Source organism: Bacillus sp. NPDC094077, assembly GCF_050279465.1.
In the GTDB taxonomy this organism is placed as follows: Bacteria; Bacillota; Bacilli; order Bacillales; family Bacillaceae_G; genus Bacillus_A.
Window position 1 is genome coordinate 526,690 of sequence record NZ_JBNNUF010000003.1, and the last position, 16,534, is coordinate 543,223.

Sequence of the window (16,534 nt, forward strand, 5' to 3'; positions counted from 1 at the left end):
ATTCTCATAGCATGTAAAAACATGTATGATAGGAGGTGGAGAATTTTTGAGTAGGTGGGAATATCATGCAAACAGTAGAAGATTATCTTTCATTCTTACATACGAAAGGATTTAAACTATCAGAGGAAGCACAAGGGTTTATTATGTTTGGACAAGGATATACTGGTGCATCTGATGGAATTGTGAACGCAGCAATAGAAGCGACAATTAAACATCAATTGCAGTTTGATGGCAGTTATTTTGTTGCGTTATTAGAACGATTGAAAGAGGAAGAAATTACAGATAAAAAAAGCGCTAAGGCTTTTATGCGGAAGTTACAAGCGTAACTTCACGCAGCCTGCGCTTCTTTTTTTGTTTTGGAAGGTAGTTCAACAAAAACCATGCCTAGGAAAATGCATAGACACCCGATAATGGCAGAAATAGAAAGTTGTTCGTTTGCAACGAGAACGCCTGTTAATGCAGCAAAAACAGGCTCCATTGCGAAAATAATTGCTACTCTCGTTGGAGAAGTATGTTTTTGTGCCGATGTTTGAATGAAAAAAGCAATGGATGTCGCAAACAGGGAAGTTAGAAATAGAGCGAATAAAAAGGAATGATTTGTCCATAGTGATACTGAAAATAATTTTTCCCAATCTTCAAACAAAAAAGCGCAAATAGAAGAAAACATACCGACAGCTAATACTTGAGAGGTGCTTAATAATAAAGGTGATATTTTCTTAGAAAAGAAACCGTTAACAAGAATATGGGCAGCGAAAGCGACTGCGCAACCGAGAACGAGTATATCTCCAATGTTTAATTGGAAAGAATCACCAGAAGTTAATAAATATAAACCTATTGTCGCTACAGCAATACCAAGTACGATGAAAATTGTAGCCCGCTGTTTTAAAAAGATAAAAGACAGGATTGGAACCATAACGATACTAAGTCCAGTTAAGAAACCAGCTTTTGAAGAGGTTGTATAAAGTAAGCCGAATGTTTGTAATAAATAACCAACACATAAAAAGAATCCAACAATTAATCCAGCGAGACTACTCTGTTTTATATCTTGTTTTGAAGGTTTTTGTGAGAAAATCATTTGAACGAATAATAAAATAATTCCAGCGAATAAAAAACGAACCCCATTAAAAGTAAATGGTCCGACAAAAGACATAGCATTTTGAACGACAACAAACGTAGCTCCCCAAATAAAAGAGACAAATAATAAAGCAAGAGGAGCAATCCACTCTTTTTTCACACTCATACCCCCCGTTAATTTTGTAAGATAGCTTTTCTAGCTAATTCATCAGCTACTTTATTTTGACTACTTGGAATCCACTTAATAAAAAAGAGATCGAAACTTTTTATGTACTGTAGTGCTTCTTCTAATAGTGGTGCAAACATTTTATTTTTGGCGTATTCTTTTTCAACAGCTCGCTCAACAAGCTGAGAATCTGTACGAAAAGATACAATGCTATAATTATGCTCCGTGCAATATTTTAATGCAGCAAGTAAAGCATGGTATTCTGCTTCATGATTGGACATTGTCCCAAGTGGTAATGCTAATTGTACAGGTGGTTGTACGCCTTTAATAAACACTCCCGCACCAGAAGGACCAGGATTTCCTTTTGATGCACCATCAATATACACTTCAATCAAAATGAGAAACCTCCAAATTATTAGATTATCCCCTACTTAAAAATGTTCTCAAAGTAGGAGATAGAGCATTTATCCCGCTATTTGCGGGCAGTAAGATTCCCACCTCAAAATTCGGCTAGAGCAAAGAAGTTAGGTGGGAGATCAACTGCCCGTAAACGCCCGATTGGTTCAACTAATAATCAGTTGGGGATGCCCCCCCTACTGATTAAAGTTTCACTTTATCCAATTGTAATGCTATAACGACATGTAAATGTTTCGTTCGCCTGTAAAGACTGAATTCCTTTTTTCTCTTTGAAATCTTTTGCTGGATTTATTTCATCAGCAATTCCATACCAAGGTTCAATACATAAGAAGGGTGCGTTATCCCCTGATGTCCAAACGCCGACAAATGGGAATCCGTCAAATTCTACTTTTACAAATTTATTATGTTTATGAGAACGAATAGAGATTTCATTCGTATCCATATTTTCAAAAATAAGTGCGTCATTTTTGAATAAATCATATGTAATTGGTAATTCTTTCGTACTTTCAGCAATTAGTTGCTTGTTACTTGAAAGATAAGGTCCTTCTAATACGCTTGTTTCTAAGCGTTCTGAACCATGAAATGATAAATGATAATCTGTAAATGATTCGCCGTCTAATAAGGGGAGGTTGAATCCAGGATGTGCTCCGATTGAGAAGAACATCTCTTTTGAAGTAGGATTATTTACTTTATATGTTACATGAACGATTTGTCCGTCTAGCTCATAAGAAACGAGTAATTCGAATTCATATGGGTATTTTTTTAATGTTTCTTCATTACTAGTTACGATATAAGTGATTTTTGTTTCACTTTGTTCTTTTACAGAGAACGTAAGATCACGAGCAAAGCCATGTTGTGTTAAAGAATATGGTTTACCATCTACGTAGTATGTATTATCTACTAATCGGCCGACAATTGGGAACAAAATTGGTGCACGGCGACCCCAATAAATAGAATCACCTTGCCATAAATATTCTGTGTTATCTTCTTTTAAGCGAACGCTTTGTAATTCTGCACCTTTGTCAGAAATGGAAACGATCACTTTTTCATTTTGAATTGTTGCTGTCATGAAGTGAAACCTCCTAAATCTTTCATATGTCTTATTATACGTTTTCTAAAAGGAAAAAGGTAGTGAATGATAGGAATCTATTGACGAAAGAGTGCCTATTGCGTAAAATATAATCTTGTTGTTTAAAAACGAATAACGTGGTTCGAAACCATCCCACGTAAAAAAAACTAAGGAGATTTTGTCATGAATATAAGAACATTAGTCGGTAATGGTATTTTAGCGGCATTATATATTGCTGTTTCTATGCTTATTCAGCCGTTTGGCTTTACGAATGTACAGTTTCGTATTTCAGAGATGTTTAACCATCTCGTTGTATTTAATAAGAAAGCAATTTACGGAATTGTATTAGGTGTATTTTTAACGAATCTCTTTTTCTCACCGATGATCGCTTACGATTTAGTATTTGGAGTAGGGCAATCTATTCTTGCATTAGTTGCAACGATTATTTCTATGCGATTTATTAAAGGTGTTTGGGCTCGTATGATTTTTAATACAGTTATCTTTACGATTACAATGTTTATGATTGCAATTGAACTTCATCTTGCATTTGATCTACCATTTATGTGGACTTGGTTAACATGTGCAGCGGGTGAATTCGTAGTAATGGCGATTGGTATGCCTGTAATGTACTGGATTAATAAGCGAGTACAATTTGAAAGATTTATGTAATAGATGAAAGGGCCATTCCTTATATAGGATGGCTCTTTTTATATGTGATTATATTGAATATAATACTGTGACTCTTGATAAAATATAATAAAATAAAGTAAAGTGAGGCTTTAAGTAGCTGGATACATATAAGAAGTCTTATATAAGGGGAATCTAGTATGAAATATAAAATTCATTGGTTGTATAAAACGAAGCGTGGTTTGCAGACTGAATTAACAACAGATTATATGAGCATAGAAGAAGTACTTCAATTTGCAGAGGATTTCGAGAAAACAGGAAGAGTGAAAGAACTTTTATTTTACGATGAAATGGATGCAGAATGGTCATTAAAGGAAATGAAAAAACTGAGTAAACAAGTGGAGGAAGAGCTTCAAGAAATATATGTTTACTTTGATGGTGGTTATGACCTTCAGACGAAGGAAGCTGGAGTAGGTATATGTGTGTATTATAAAAAAGGAAATACAAACTACCGAATTCGCCGCAATGCATATATAGAAGGGATATATGATAATAATGAAGCGGAATATGCATCATTATTATACGGGATGAATATACTCGAGGAATTAGGAATTAAGTATGAAGCAGTTACACTTCGTGGAGATTCCCAAGTCGTACTGCAGCAATTGGCTGGAGAGTGGCCTTGCTATGATGAGCATTTAAATCATTACTTAGATCAAATTGAACAAAAGGCGAAGCAAATGAAATTAAAACTCGTATGTGAGCCAATATCTAGAAAACAAAATAAAGAAGCACATCAATTAGCAACGCAAGCATTAGAAGGGACGGTCATTGATAGCCATAAAGAAATAACCGAATAGAGAGGTGCGAAGGTGGATAAAAAGCAACTCATTACAGAGGTAAATGACTTATTAGAAACGTATTGTGAAGGTTGTTTTTTGCGAGAACATAACCGAAAGACAAATAGTAAATATTATGCTCATTCATTTTGTATACGACAATGTACAGTTGGAGAAACATTGAAAAAGTATGGAGAACAGCTGTCATGAAAAAACATCCAGAGAAAACTCTCTGGATGTTTTTTAGTGCTTCGCTTCGTTTAATTGATGCTCGCACTTGCTTAATTTCTTTTCCTCATTCATTAGAAACGGCTCATCTAAATCTGTCGCAACAGATTTCATAACTTCAAGCTGAGACCGAGCTGCTTCTACGGCAGTAGTGGCATGCTCTAATGAGCCTGGATCCATTGAAATTGTTGCAGAACCTACCATTTTTTGTGCCGTTTCTACACGGAATTTTACTTCTTCAAAATCATTTACGTTTGATCCCATTGTTACTTCCTCCTTTGTAAATTATGCATTTCACATAGTTTTTGCTCTGTAAAACGGAAATATACAAAGGAATAACAAAGGAGGTTACCAAGTAAGGTAACCTCCTGTCATATGTTGGATTAAAGTTTTACTACGTTAGCAGCTTGAGGTCCGCGGTTTCCTTCAGTAATGTCGAAAGATACTTCTTGACCTTCTTCTAAAGCTTTGTAGCCGTCGCCTTGAATAGCTGAGAAGTGTACGAATACATCGTCAGCGCCTTCCATTTCGATAAATCCAAAACCTTTTTCGTTGTTAAACCATTTTACTTTTCCTTGCATGTTACAATTCCTCCTAAAATACGATTACTTTTTTTCATTTAGTGAAATTCTTCTAAAAAGATAATATAAACTAAAAATGCTATAATCTTGAATATTCTGCTAAATGATTAATTTAAATATACACGAATTGGTAGAATTTAGTCAAGTAAGCGGTTTAAAGTTTTTGTATTTTTAAATAATTTTTCAACCGAATTTTGAAAAAGGTATAGGACAGGCTGAGTATGTAATATTCTTAATTGAATGCTATACATAATGAGGTGAAAGGATGAATGAGTCGTACTTATTAGATAATGAAGGGATGAGAACGAGAACTGACATACCGAATTGGGTTGCAAAAGAATTTCAAAATTTTTCAAGCGTTGTGTTAGAGCCAACTTTCCCATGTTATTTCGGTTTAACAGCTTTGAAAAAGAATGAACTTCGTTATTCATTTCTCTCTCATAATGATTGGAGTCATTTGCCACATACAATGTTATCTTTTTTAGAATTAATGAAAGAGCAACCAATTGTAAAAAGAGGTTTTTTTCTTTTTGTAGAACCGGAATGTGAAGAGCAATCACTTGAATATTATCGTGATTACTTTTGGAAAGTACTACAGTATTTACATGAACACGATGATCAATCATGGCCGCAGCAAATTCCAAAAGATCCGGATCATTATTTATGGGAATTTTCATTTGGTGGTGAACCAATATTCGCATTTGGAAATGCACCAGCTTATAAGCAGAGAAAGACTAGACATTTAGGAAATTCGCTCGTTATTGGATTTCAGCCACGCACCATTTTTGATGGATTAGAAGGGGATCGTCCTAAAGGAGCATATTCAAGACAAACGGTCCGTGACCGAGTTGAAAAGTGGGATCAACTGCCGAAACATCCTAATATTAGTCATTATGGTGATCCAGACCATCGTGAATGGAAACAATACTTCATAGGGGACGATATAGAGCTAATGAAAGGGAAATGTCCTTTTCTTCATAGGATAGAAAAATAAGAGCCATCATCTGGATGGCTCTTTTGTATATTTTGGGTAAAAAGGGGCATTTTACTAGTTAATATTTCTTATGAAAGCTAGTCTATTTTTAAAAATTACAACATTACTTAATAGTAAAGGGAATAGAAAGGATAGAGCGATGTTTGGAGCAATTATACAGCAAATCGTTTTAGGTATTTCATTAGCTGCGCCGGTAGGTCCGATTAATATTGAAATGTTAAAACGAGGGATTGAACGTGGTTTTTGGCATGCGTGGGTTGTTGGAATTGGTGGAATGACTGCAGACATTTTGTTTATGCTGCTCATTTACTTTGGTTTATCTTCTGTGTTTATGTATGCATATGTACAAGCTTTTATGTATTGCGCGGGGTTTTTCCTGTTATTTCATTTAGGGTTTCAAAGTGTAAAACAAGGAATTTTTCACTCGAATATAGAATATAAACAAGAAGAGGTAGGGGGACTTAAACAATCTTTTATGGCAGGGTTTTTAATTGCCATATCCAATCCATTAAATCTTGTTTTTTGGTTTGGTATATATGGAAGTACACTTAGTTCATTGCTTACGAAGGTAACGAAACAAGAAGCTTTTTTATACAGTCTTTGCATTATCGTTGGTATTATTTTGTGGAATTTAAATATTGCTTTTTCTGTTCATTTTGGACGAACTTTATTAAAACAAAAAGCACTTGGCTACATAACAGCCGGAGCAGGTATTATTTTAGTAGGATATTCTATCCATTTTGCATACAAAGCTTTACAGTTGTTCACATAAGATTGAAGGGGAGATTTTTATGTATCGAACCACTATTGATGGAAAAGAAATTATCATCACTTTAGCACCAAAAATTAGAAAAGAAATTACTGATAGGAATCCACTATATGAAGCGGTATTTAATAATACAGCAAGGTTGTTGCAAACGAAACAACCGACGTTTGCGGTAAATCATGAAGTATTTGGGCTCATTATTGGAGAGGTACAAAGGGGAGAGGTAACAGTGTTTGCGGTAGAACACATTATTCCGAAGCAAAATATATTTGGTCCGAATACTTTTTTCTCTACAATAGAACAGCAGGCAAATTTGTAAGGTGAATAGAAAAGAAATAGTCGTAACGATATGTTGCGACTATTTTTTTGAAAAGGGGAGAAGAAATATGAAGAGAGTGGGGAAAGAGTTCTTTTTACAACATGATATTGTTATTATGTATAGTATTCTATTTGCTTTTATCATTATTTTAAAAATGCAATTTTTTACATGGATCGGTATGTTAGCGTGTTTGTTTGGGATTGTTTTTTATACGTTTAACGAATATATGACACTTCGCTTTTTGTTCCATTTAAAGCCACCTAAAAACGCATTTTTATTAAAAATGTTAAGAAGATTACATTATGATCATCACGTATATCCAGATGATTTAAAACTTTTATTTTTTCCTGTATGGTTTAGTATACCTAGATTTACTATATATTTACTTATATGATTCTCCTCGTTTATGAATGGAAACATTATATTGCACATAGGCCGATTCGTCCCTTCACTAAGTTTGGAAGATGGCTAAAAAAACAGCATATATTACACCATTATAAAAATGAAAAGTTTTGGTTTGGTGTTTCAAATCTGGTATTTGATTTTATATTTGGAACGCTTAAAGATGGTGAAGATGTTGAATTAAGCGAAACAGCTCGTAATTTGGAAAAGGAGAAAAAGAATTTTTGGGCTTCACTTTATAACGGCTATTTATGGGAAGTGGGCTAATAAACCGTGTTGGATGTACAAAACTTCTACGGATTCTAGTTTCACTTTATTTTGAAAAAGTATATTAAAATTTTAGGAGAAAATGCCGAAAAATGTCTATCGAAAAATCTTTGCAGGAATGTATGGATTGTCTAAAATGGAAATAAGTTTCTGAATATTTGTAAAATTTAATCTTTTGGTGCGCAAGGGGAAATGTATTTCGAGTTGGAGAGGGGACCAGAGAATGAAACGAGATGATACGTCAGCACGTAAGTTGCAAAATGAGGTGAATTATACAGAGATTGTTCAGTCAGAAGAATTTAAATTACTTTTAGATAGGAAAAGGAAGTTTATCGTTCCGATGAGTATTTTCTTTTTAAGTTTTTTTATAGCACTACCTATTTTAACATCGTATTCAAAGGTGCTTAATACACCGGCATTTGGTGATGTGACATGGGCATGGATATTTGCTTTTGCGCAATTTATTATGACATGGTCATTATGTATGATTTATAGCAAAAAAGCCGAATCCTTTGATGAAATCTCGCAAAAAATTCTGCAAGATATGCAAAAAGGGAGGGGCTGAATTTGAATACTACTGCTTTTGCTCTATTTTTAATTATCGTCCTCGGTACACTCGTTATAACCTATTTTGCATCGAAAAAAACGAAAAATGCGAGTGAGTTTTATACCGCTGGAGGGGGGCTAACTGGCTGGCAAAATGGTCTGGCCATTGCCGGAGATTACATGTCTGCTGCTTCATTTCTCGGTATCGCAGGAGCGATAGCCTTAACTGGATTTGACGGTTTCTTTTATAGTATAGGTTTCTTAGTGGCTTATTTAGTTGTACTATATCTCGTTGCAGAACCGCTTAGAAACTTAGGGAAATATACGCTTGCTGATATGATTGCCGCGCGTTTTGATGCGAAAAAAGTTCGTGGTATTGCCGCGCTTAATACGATGACAATTTCAATTTTTTATATGATTGCACAATTAGTTGGTGCGGGTGCACTTATTAAATTATTATTAGGTATCGAATATACGACATCTGTATTAATCGTCGGCACACTTATGACAGTGTACGTTATTTTTGGAGGTATGACAGCAACGAGCTGGGTACAAATTGTAAAAGCTGTATTACTTATGGCCGGCACGTTTATTATTTCTGTTATCGTTTTCGCAAAATTTAATTTTAGTGTGACAGAGATGTTTGCTCAAATGAAAACAGCTACACCGCTAAAAGATTCGTTTCTAAACCCAGGCGTAAAGTATAAAGATGGTCTTGATACACTTTCCTTAAATTTAGGACTAGTTCTCGGCACAGCAGGATTACCACATATTCTTGTCCGCTTTTTTACAGTGCGTGATGCAAAAACGGCACGTCAATCTGTTGTGTGTGCTACGTGGTTAATTGGCGCATTTTATATTATGACAATTTTCTTAGGGTTTGGAGCAGCAGCGTTTGTAGGAAATGAGGCGATTATTAAAGCAAATCCTGCTGGTAATATGGCAGCACCTTTATTAGCTAAAGCTTTAGGTGGAGACTTCTTATTTGCATTCGTGTCAGCAATTGCATTTGCCACAATTTTAGCTGTAGTAGCAGGACTTGTGTTAACGGCAGCATCAGCATTTGCTCATGATTTTTACAATGAAATTATACGTAAAGGAAAGTCTACGGAAAAAGAGCAAGTGTCAATGGCTCGTTATGCGTCTATTGGAGTAGCGGTATTATCTATTATACTTGCGTTATTTGCTCAAACATTAAACGTAGCATTTTTAGTTTCACTAGCATTTGCAGTTGCAGCGAGTGCGAACTTACCAGTTATATTATTTACAATCTATTGGAAGCGTTTTAATACAACGGGTGCCATATCTGGTATGATCGTCGGACTCGTGTCAGCAATTGTTCTTGTGGCGTTAAGTCCAAATGTTTGGAATCCAGTAGCCGGGAAAGCTATTTTTGTTGGGGAAGCAATATTCCCATATACGACACCTGGCATAATTTCGATTCCGCTTGGTTTCCTAGCAGCATACTTAGGAACCATTTTCTCTAGTAAGAAAGAAGATGTATCGAAATTCGATGAAATTCTTGTGAAATCTAATACTGGTCACGGTATTAGTGACGCATCTTCACACTAAAAAAGAGGGGCTTTTCGAATTATAAGAAAAGCCCCTTTTTCTTTTGTCATTTTCTTATAAATATTACTGTATTGTAAGTAGGATTTGTCATAATTTTGTGGAATGAAAATAAGCAGGGAGAAATTTAACTCATCATGGCACCAGCGCAGCTTTGTGAAAAATAAGTTGTTATGGAAGGTGGAAGAAATGATGAAAACGAAACAAACAGATGAATTATTAGCAAAAGATGAACAATATGTTTGGCATGGAATGCGCCCCTTTAGTCCAAGTAGTACAATGGTAGGGGCAAAAGCAGAAGGGTGCTGGGTTGAAGATATACAAGGAAAAAGATATTTAGACGGTATGAGTGGTCTTTGGTGTGTGAATAGTGGATACGGAAGAAAAGAGCTTGCAGAGGCGGCTTATGAACAACTACAAACGTTATCGTACTTTCCGATGTCACAATCACATGAGCCAGCTATAAAGCTTGCTGAAAAGTTAAATGAGTGGCTCGGGGGAGAGTATGTTATTTTCTTCTCTAATAGTGGTTCGGAAGCGAATGAAACAGCTTTTAAAATAGCAAGGCAATATTATGCTCAAAAGGGGGAACCACACCGTTACAAATTTATGTCACGTTACCGCGGGTATCATGGAAATACAATGGCAACGATGGCGGCAACTGGTCAGGCGCAGCGTAGATATCAATATGAGCCGTTTGCGTCAGGATTTTTACACGTAACGCCTCCAGATTGTTACCGTATGCCAGAAATGGAATCACAACATATCTATGATGTAGAGTGTGTAAAAGAAGTCGATCGAGTTATGACATGGGAATTAAGTGAAACCATTGCAGCTTTTATTATGGAACCAATTATTACAGGTGGAGGTATTTTAATGCCGCCACAAGACTATATGAAAGCTGTTCACGAAACATGTCAAAAACACGGTGCACTACTCATTAGCGATGAAGTGATTTGCGGTTTTGGGCGTACAGGAAAAGCATTTGGATTTATGAACTATGACGTTAAGCCTGATATCGTTACGATGGCAAAAGGTATTACGAGCGCATATTTACCATTATCAGCAACAGCTGTGAAAAAAGAAATTTATGAAACATTTAAAGGAACGGGAGAATATGAATTTTTCCGTCATATTAATACATTTGGTGGAAATCCAGCAGCTTGTGCATTAGCACTTAAAAACTTAGAGATTATGGAAAATGAAAATTTAATCGGACGCTCAGCACAAATGGGTTCACTTTTATTAGAACAATTAAAAGGAGAGATTGGAGAACATCCACTTGTTGGGAATATTAGAGGGAAAGGGTTGCTAGTTGGTATCGAACTAGTAAATGATAAAGAGACGAAAGAGCCAATTGATAACGACAAAATAGCAAGTGTTGTAAATGCTTGTAAAGAAAAGGGACTTATTATTGGACGAAATGGTATGACGACAGCAGGATATAATAACGTTTTAACATTAGCACCGCCGCTTATTATTTCAAGTGAAGAGATTGCTTTCGTTGTTGGAACGTTAAAAACGGCGATGGAACGTATTTAATTAATAAAAAGAAAAAAGCGAGCTACTATATAAAGCTCGCTTTTTTGTGCCATAATTCAATGCGACAGTTTCTGCTTGAAAAGACAAAGCGATTTATATGATTAAAGATTGCTTTTCGTTACTGTTTCAAGCGATAGCTGTTGGCACAGAAGAACTTTTAAAAATTCTGTATCGTCTTTACTTGCTGCTCAAAAAGAACGGTCGCAAATGTTATAGGTATAAGAAGATGACCGTCTTTGATATCTTAGGTGTTGTGTATGATTATACGTTGTCACAAAGTATCAAAGTTGCATAACATTTTTTGAAATACCTCTTTAATAGGTTTATTTGTTATGCCCATCTTTAGCTTAGTCGTAGAAATCCCAAAAAATCACACTCACATATACTATCTTGGCACTCTAAGCTTGATGGTGATGTGGCTGAACCGCTTAAAGTATATTCATTTAGTAATGACATTGAGGATGATGAAGCAAGATACATTTTTGAAAAATGAATGGAATTGTTGAAGGATGAAACGAAAAAGGAGATTACTATCTTATAAGATCGTAATCTCCTTTTATATATGAAACTTATTTACTTGCTTTCAATGTTTTATCTTTCGCACCAAAAGTGTATTTTAACATTGGTGGTGTAATCATTGTTGTTAAAATAACGACAATTACGATTGCTGTAAAGTAGTCTTGTGCTAATAGGCCAGAAGAAAGTCCTGTTCCTGCGATAATAAGAGCAACCTCACCACGAGAAACCATACCAGCACCGATAATTGCAGAAGACTTTGCATCAAATCCAGTGATTCGTGCACCGAATCCACAACCGATTAGTTTCGTTAATACGGCGATTACTGTTAATGCTAAGATAAACCAAATTTGATCGCCAATACCGTCAAATGTAATATTCATACCGATACTAACGAAGAATACTGGTACGAACATAGCATAAGCAATTGGTTCTACTTTCTTTTCTACTTCATGTTTGTAGTTTGTTTGAGAAATAGCGATACCAGCTGCAAAAGCACCGATAATACCAGCAATTCCTAGTAGTTCGCCGAAATATGCGAATGAGAAACAGATGATAAGTGCAGCACTTACGATAGACTCAGATACGCGTAGTGGTGATAACCAACGCATGATTGCTGGAACACCTTTCCATCCGATTAAAATAATAGAAGCAAAGAATACTACTTTTTTCAAGATAATCATTGTTAAGTTAACATCATCTGTACCTAAGAAGCTCATTGCAAATGCTAATAAAATAACAACAAGAATGTCATCAAATACAGCTGCTCCAAGCATCGTCGTACTTTCACGTGTTTTCATCTTACCTAAATCGCGAAGTGTTTGTACGGAAATACTAACACTTGTTGCACATAGAAGTAATCCTAAAAATATAGCGTTCCCTTGTTCCATACCCATAATAAGACCGGCAACGTAACCACCTACGAATGGAAGAACGATACCTCCGACTGCAACAGCTAAAGAAGAATTACGGTTCTCATTTAATTCTTTTAAGTCTGTTTCAAGTCCAGCCATAAACATTAGAAGAATAACCCCAACGTTACTTAATTGTGTTAGAAGTTCTGAGTTCTCAATCCAGCCTAATACTGCTGGACCGATAACGATACCAACAATTAATTTACCAAGTACAGAAGGTTGACCTAATCTTACGCTAAGATCGCCAGCAAGTTTTGTACTTAATAAAATAAGTGCAATTTGAAAGAAAAATTCGAATTCCATCTGATCCTCTCCTTATCATTTTTATTTTTATTAAACGATTTCTCGGAATTTGCTTAATGATGATATGTAAAATTACATTAAACAAAGGGTCTTTTTACAGGTTCTTTTGAACTTGTAATTTGAACCTGTAATTAATATATAATAAAATTAATTAAAAATCAATGAAAAAATAGCAGATTTTCATGATAGGATTCAATGTAGGTATGAAGGGAATCACTATATAATAATAAGAAATAAGGTTACATTTTTAATGAATTGGAGAAGGGAATATGTTATTAAATAAACGTTTTACAATTGGAGAAATGGCAAAAATGCATAATATAGCGGAATCTACATTAAGGTATTATGATGAAAAAGGAATTTTTCATCCGTCTATTGTCGATTCACAAACGAATTATCGATATTACACAATTGATCAGTTTTCACTGTTAGATATGATTAAATTTTTACGTCAGCTGAATATACCGTTAAAGGAAATAAAGAAATATATTGATGAGCGGAATCCATCTTATGCACTCAATTTACTTGAAAAGCAACAAGAAATGATGTTGAAGAAGCAAAGAGAAATTGAATATGCTTTGGCAAAAATGGAACATAGAATTCATTTAATTAAGGAAGCAACGAAGGTGAAAGCCGAGCAAATGGTAATTAAAGAAATCCCGCAGCGAAAAATTACAGCGATTGCGGTGGCGCCGAATACAACGGATGATATGTTTGAGTATTATATCCATTCATTGCAAAAAAATATGAAACAAATTGAGAGTAGTTTATTTTCCGGAGATATTGGTGTAACAGTTTCCAAGAAAGCATTATTGCAAAATCAGTTTCAAGCATACAATAGTGTGTTTATTCTTTTGGATTATATGCCTTTTCAAATTCATACTGCAGATGAGATTAAAGAAGGCCTATTTGCATGTTCTTATCACCATGGACCGTATGAAGAAACAGATGCAACGTATAAGGAGTTATTGAAGCAAATTGATAATGAAGGATACGAAATATGTGGAGATTCAATTGAGATTGGATTAATTGATTGGTCAGTAACAGAAAATCCACTAGAGCAAATAACAGAAATTCAAATTCCTATAACACAAAAAAAGAAATGACAAAATAAGTTACCTATTTTTCAATTCTCTCTTGACCTTAAAGTTACTTGAAGGTTTAAACTGTGAACAGAGCATTGAGAAAAGGAGCATAATTAGTATGGAAGCAACAGAAACATTAAGAGAAAAACCGATAAAAAGCTTATTTATGACATATTTAATACCAGCTGTTCTTGGAATGGTATTAATGTCAGTTAATATTATGATTGATGCGGTCATGATTAGTAGAGGTGTTGGATCAAACGGCTTAGCAGGAGTGAACGTTGCAGTTCCGGCGTTTTCCATTTTCTTCTCCATTTCTTTATGGATTGGAATGGGTGGAGCAACTTTATATTCAATAGCACTCGGTGAAAAAAAATTAGAAAGAGCAAGATCTATTTTTACACAATCCATGATAGTAGCAGTAGTTATTGTCGGTATTTTAATGGTTATTTGTTTATGGAAAATAGAAGATTTAGCATATTTATTCGGTGCAAATGAAGTGATTTTGCCATATGCGCTAGACTATTTACACGTGTTACTAACATTTGGGATGATTTACGTTTTAGAAAATATTTTAAGTACATTTATACGTAACGATGGAAATCCAAATTTAGCAATGGCAGGTCTTATCGTAACAGCTGTATTGAACATTATCTTTGACTATATATTTATCTTTATCTTTGGATGGGGTGTAACAGGCGCAGCCTCAGCAACTATTCTTTCAGCAGCAATTGGTTTCCTTGTGTTATTAACCCATTTCTTTAGAAAGAGTAGTGTTTTAAAATGGACGAAATTCCATTTTGAATGGGATACAGTGAAACAAATTATGGTGATTGGTTTCCCAAGCTTTACAGCAGAAATTACAGTGGCGATTGTAACGATTGGTTTTAATCTTGCATTCGTTCAATACGCGGGAGAATTAGGAGTCGCATCTTATGCGATGGTGAATAGTATTCATGCGATGACATTACTCTTATTCTTCGGTGTCGGTGCAGCATTACAACCGATTGCTAGTTTTCACTATGGTGCAAAATTACCAGAAAGATTGCGTGAAGGATTGCAGTTTGCCGTGAAGATTGCACTTGTACTTGGGGGCGTTGCAATAATTGTCGGTTTATTCTTCGGGAAATATATTATTGGTCTATTTGATGTCCAATCTTCAGAATTATTGGAGTTAACATTAACAGGTATTAGCTTATTCTTTATTCAATACGTATTTTTAGGTTATAACATTGTGTATGGAGAGTATTTCCAATCTGTTAGACAAACGACGAAATCAGTATGTATCATTGTAAGCCGTGGATTAGTGTTTGTTATTCCATTGTTATGGATTATGCCAAAGGTATTTGGTGTGAATGGAATTTGGCTCGTTATGCCAGTAGCTGAAGGAATAACAACGATTATCGTATTTACGATGAATCGTATGAAACACCCTGTTCCAATAAGAATGGTAAGTGAAAAAGAAGCGCTATAATAAAAAATCCTCTTACAATGTAAGGGGATTTTTTACTCTTTTAAACTAATCGCAAAAGATCCATCTGTTTCTTGAACAGAAGCAAAAGCAACGTTTTTAATATTTGTAATACCTTTTTCTTTTAATTCTTTATATAACCATTTTTCATCTTTATGGATTAACTTTAAGTTATCGTATTGAATTTGTGAATCGACGATAAGGACGATAGGTAATCCAGCATACTTAACATCTATGTTTAAATCTTTTGGAGTTAATGGTACAAGTTCTCTTTTTGGTAAAATACTAATGGCTCCATTCGCTTCTAAAATAGCGTATTCAATTTCATGAACACTCGGATATCCTGCGACGCGGAGGTTAGAGAGTAATTCAGCAATGGGATATCTACTTTTTTGTAAGTTCTCAAAAATAATATCACCATGTTTAATTAAAATGATAGGGTGTCCAAGAATAAAACGATTTAGTTTGTTGAGTAGGCTTAATTTTGTAAGGAGTAAATGCAAACATGTAATAACGACCATACCGAGAAATGCTTGCAAAGCACCAGAGACCGGTATGGCCTGAAAAGCTAAATAAGATAAAAAGATAATGGCTCCAAAATCATGAGGAGTTAGTTGTGCTAATGCGGATTTACCAAGTAACTTAAGTGATAGTAAAAATAAAATGAAAAAGAACGATACGTTACATAAAAAGAGAAGCAATAGTGACACTCCTTCGTGCGAAGTTGTACTTACTATTCCCGAAAGTAATATAAATATTACCTTTCGAAGGATAAATTAGGGTGAATTGGAATTTGTCTGTATACAAACAAATAAATGGATATTATGATGAAGGAAGTA

Annotated in this window: 19 protein-coding genes, 2 pseudogenes and 1 riboswitch; of the genes and pseudogenes, 14 read left to right on the forward strand and 7 right to left on the reverse strand. The window is 34.9% G+C overall.

Annotation, left to right across the window (positions count from 1 at the left end):
• Positions 1-65: 65 nt before the first annotated feature.
• Positions 66-326 (forward strand): DUF6123 family protein, encoded by a 261-nt coding sequence (locus ACQKNR_RS11490; RefSeq protein WP_001195212.1) that lies wholly within the window; start codon positions 66-68, stop codon positions 324-326.
• A 2-nt stretch (positions 327-328) separates the two neighbouring features.
• Here ACQKNR_RS11490 and ACQKNR_RS11495 read toward each other — a convergent pair whose 3' ends face one another.
• From ACQKNR_RS11495 to ACQKNR_RS11505, 3 genes are all read right to left on the reverse strand, one after another.
• Entirely contained in the window at positions 329-1,234 is a 906-nt protein-coding gene (locus tag ACQKNR_RS11495; RefSeq protein WP_427317888.1) for a DMT family transporter, read from the reverse strand.
• Positions 1,235-1,248: 14 nt separating this feature from the next.
• Positions 1,249-1,635, reverse strand: a complete 387-nt coding sequence (locus ACQKNR_RS11500) for a reverse transcriptase-like protein (RefSeq protein ID WP_427317890.1) — start codon at positions 1,633-1,635, stop codon at positions 1,249-1,251.
• A gap of 218 nt (positions 1,636-1,853) precedes the next feature.
• A complete protein-coding gene (locus ACQKNR_RS11505) occupies positions 1,854-2,726 on the reverse strand; it encodes an aldose 1-epimerase family protein (RefSeq protein WP_427317892.1) in 873 nt (290 codons plus the stop codon).
• Positions 2,727-2,857: 131 nt separating this feature from the next.
• Positions 2,858-2,903, forward strand: a riboswitch (PreQ1 riboswitch).
• Between the two features lie 6 nt (positions 2,904-2,909).
• Here ACQKNR_RS11505 and ACQKNR_RS11510 point away from each other — a divergent pair.
• From ACQKNR_RS11510 to ACQKNR_RS11520, 3 genes are all read left to right on the forward strand, one after another.
• Positions 2,910-3,395 carry a QueT transporter family protein gene (locus ACQKNR_RS11510; RefSeq protein ID WP_001026471.1) on the forward strand — a complete coding sequence of 162 codons (486 nt, stop codon included), beginning with the start codon at positions 2,910-2,912 and terminating at the stop codon, positions 3,393-3,395.
• A gap of 158 nt (positions 3,396-3,553) precedes the next feature.
• Positions 3,554-4,213 (forward strand): ribonuclease H family protein, encoded by a 660-nt coding sequence (locus ACQKNR_RS11515; protein ID WP_427317894.1) that lies wholly within the window; start codon positions 3,554-3,556, stop codon positions 4,211-4,213.
• 12 nt (positions 4,214-4,225) lie between these two features.
• Positions 4,226-4,402 (forward strand): zinc-finger domain-containing protein, encoded by a 177-nt coding sequence (locus ACQKNR_RS11520; protein ID WP_000358801.1) that lies wholly within the window; start codon positions 4,226-4,228, stop codon positions 4,400-4,402.
• A 33-nt stretch (positions 4,403-4,435) separates the two neighbouring features.
• Here ACQKNR_RS11520 and ACQKNR_RS11525 read toward each other — a convergent pair whose 3' ends face one another.
• Both ACQKNR_RS11525 and cspB read right to left on the reverse strand, forming a co-directional pair.
• Entirely contained in the window at positions 4,436-4,684 is a 249-nt protein-coding gene (locus tag ACQKNR_RS11525) for a DUF2564 family protein (RefSeq protein WP_193411304.1), read from the reverse strand.
• Between the two features lie 119 nt (positions 4,685-4,803).
• Positions 4,804-5,001: a cold shock-like protein CspB gene (gene cspB / locus ACQKNR_RS11530; protein ID WP_001161731.1), complete on the reverse strand. Its 198-nt coding sequence runs from the start codon at positions 4,999-5,001 to the stop codon at positions 4,804-4,806.
• 265 nt (positions 5,002-5,266) lie between these two features.
• Here cspB and ACQKNR_RS11535 point away from each other — a divergent pair, with 265 nt between their 5' ends.
• From ACQKNR_RS11535 to ACQKNR_RS11570, 8 genes and pseudogenes are all read left to right on the forward strand, one after another.
• Positions 5,267-5,995 carry a YqcI/YcgG family protein gene (locus ACQKNR_RS11535; RefSeq protein ID WP_427317897.1) on the forward strand — a complete coding sequence of 243 codons (729 nt, stop codon included), beginning with the start codon at positions 5,267-5,269 and terminating at the stop codon, positions 5,993-5,995.
• A gap of 139 nt (positions 5,996-6,134) precedes the next feature.
• Positions 6,135-6,767, forward strand: a complete 633-nt coding sequence (locus ACQKNR_RS11540) for a LysE family transporter (RefSeq protein WP_427317899.1) — start codon at positions 6,135-6,137, stop codon at positions 6,765-6,767.
• Positions 6,768-6,786: 19 nt separating this feature from the next.
• Entirely contained in the window at positions 6,787-7,080 is a 294-nt protein-coding gene (locus ACQKNR_RS11545; RefSeq protein WP_070141581.1) for a cytoplasmic protein, read from the forward strand.
• 67 nt (positions 7,081-7,147) lie between these two features.
• Positions 7,148-7,749, forward strand: a pseudogene (locus ACQKNR_RS11550) (sterol desaturase family protein).
• A 223-nt stretch (positions 7,750-7,972) separates the two neighbouring features.
• The gene (locus ACQKNR_RS11555; protein WP_427317901.1) at positions 7,973-8,314 is read left to right on the forward strand and encodes a DUF485 domain-containing protein; all 342 of its coding nucleotides are present in this window, start codon (positions 7,973-7,975) and stop codon (positions 8,312-8,314) included.
• 2 nt (positions 8,315-8,316) lie between these two features.
• Complete coding sequence (locus ACQKNR_RS11560) at positions 8,317-9,867, forward strand: solute symporter family protein (protein WP_427317903.1); 1,551 nt, start codon at positions 8,317-8,319, stop codon at positions 9,865-9,867.
• Positions 9,868-10,056: 189 nt separating this feature from the next.
• Entirely contained in the window at positions 10,057-11,406 is a 1,350-nt protein-coding gene (locus ACQKNR_RS11565; RefSeq protein ID WP_427317905.1) for an aspartate aminotransferase family protein, read from the forward strand.
• A gap of 85 nt (positions 11,407-11,491) precedes the next feature.
• Positions 11,492-11,701: pseudogene (locus tag ACQKNR_RS11570) on the forward strand (IS4 family transposase); the annotation flags it as partial.
• A gap of 274 nt (positions 11,702-11,975) precedes the next feature.
• On the opposite strand, the gene ACQKNR_RS11575 reads toward ACQKNR_RS11570, so the two are convergent.
• Complete coding sequence (locus ACQKNR_RS11575) at positions 11,976-13,139, reverse strand: cation:proton antiporter (protein ID WP_427317907.1); 1,164 nt, start codon at positions 13,137-13,139, stop codon at positions 11,976-11,978.
• Between the two features lie 269 nt (positions 13,140-13,408).
• On the opposite strand from ACQKNR_RS11575, the gene ACQKNR_RS11580 reads away from it, so the two are divergent.
• Both ACQKNR_RS11580 and ACQKNR_RS11585 read left to right on the forward strand, forming a co-directional pair.
• On the forward strand, positions 13,409-14,245 hold the full coding sequence (locus ACQKNR_RS11580) for a MerR family transcriptional regulator (RefSeq protein ID WP_427317909.1): 837 nt from the start codon (positions 13,409-13,411) through the stop codon (positions 14,243-14,245).
• 97 nt (positions 14,246-14,342) lie between these two features.
• A complete protein-coding gene (locus ACQKNR_RS11585; RefSeq protein ID WP_427317912.1) occupies positions 14,343-15,698 on the forward strand; it encodes an MATE family efflux transporter in 1,356 nt (451 codons plus the stop codon).
• Positions 15,699-15,730: 32 nt separating this feature from the next.
• Here the strand turns inward: ACQKNR_RS11585 and ACQKNR_RS11590 are convergent, their stop codons facing one another.
• Positions 15,731-16,396, reverse strand: a complete 666-nt coding sequence (locus ACQKNR_RS11590; RefSeq protein WP_427317914.1) for a DUF421 domain-containing protein — start codon at positions 16,394-16,396, stop codon at positions 15,731-15,733.
• Positions 16,397-16,534: the final 138 nt, after the last annotated feature.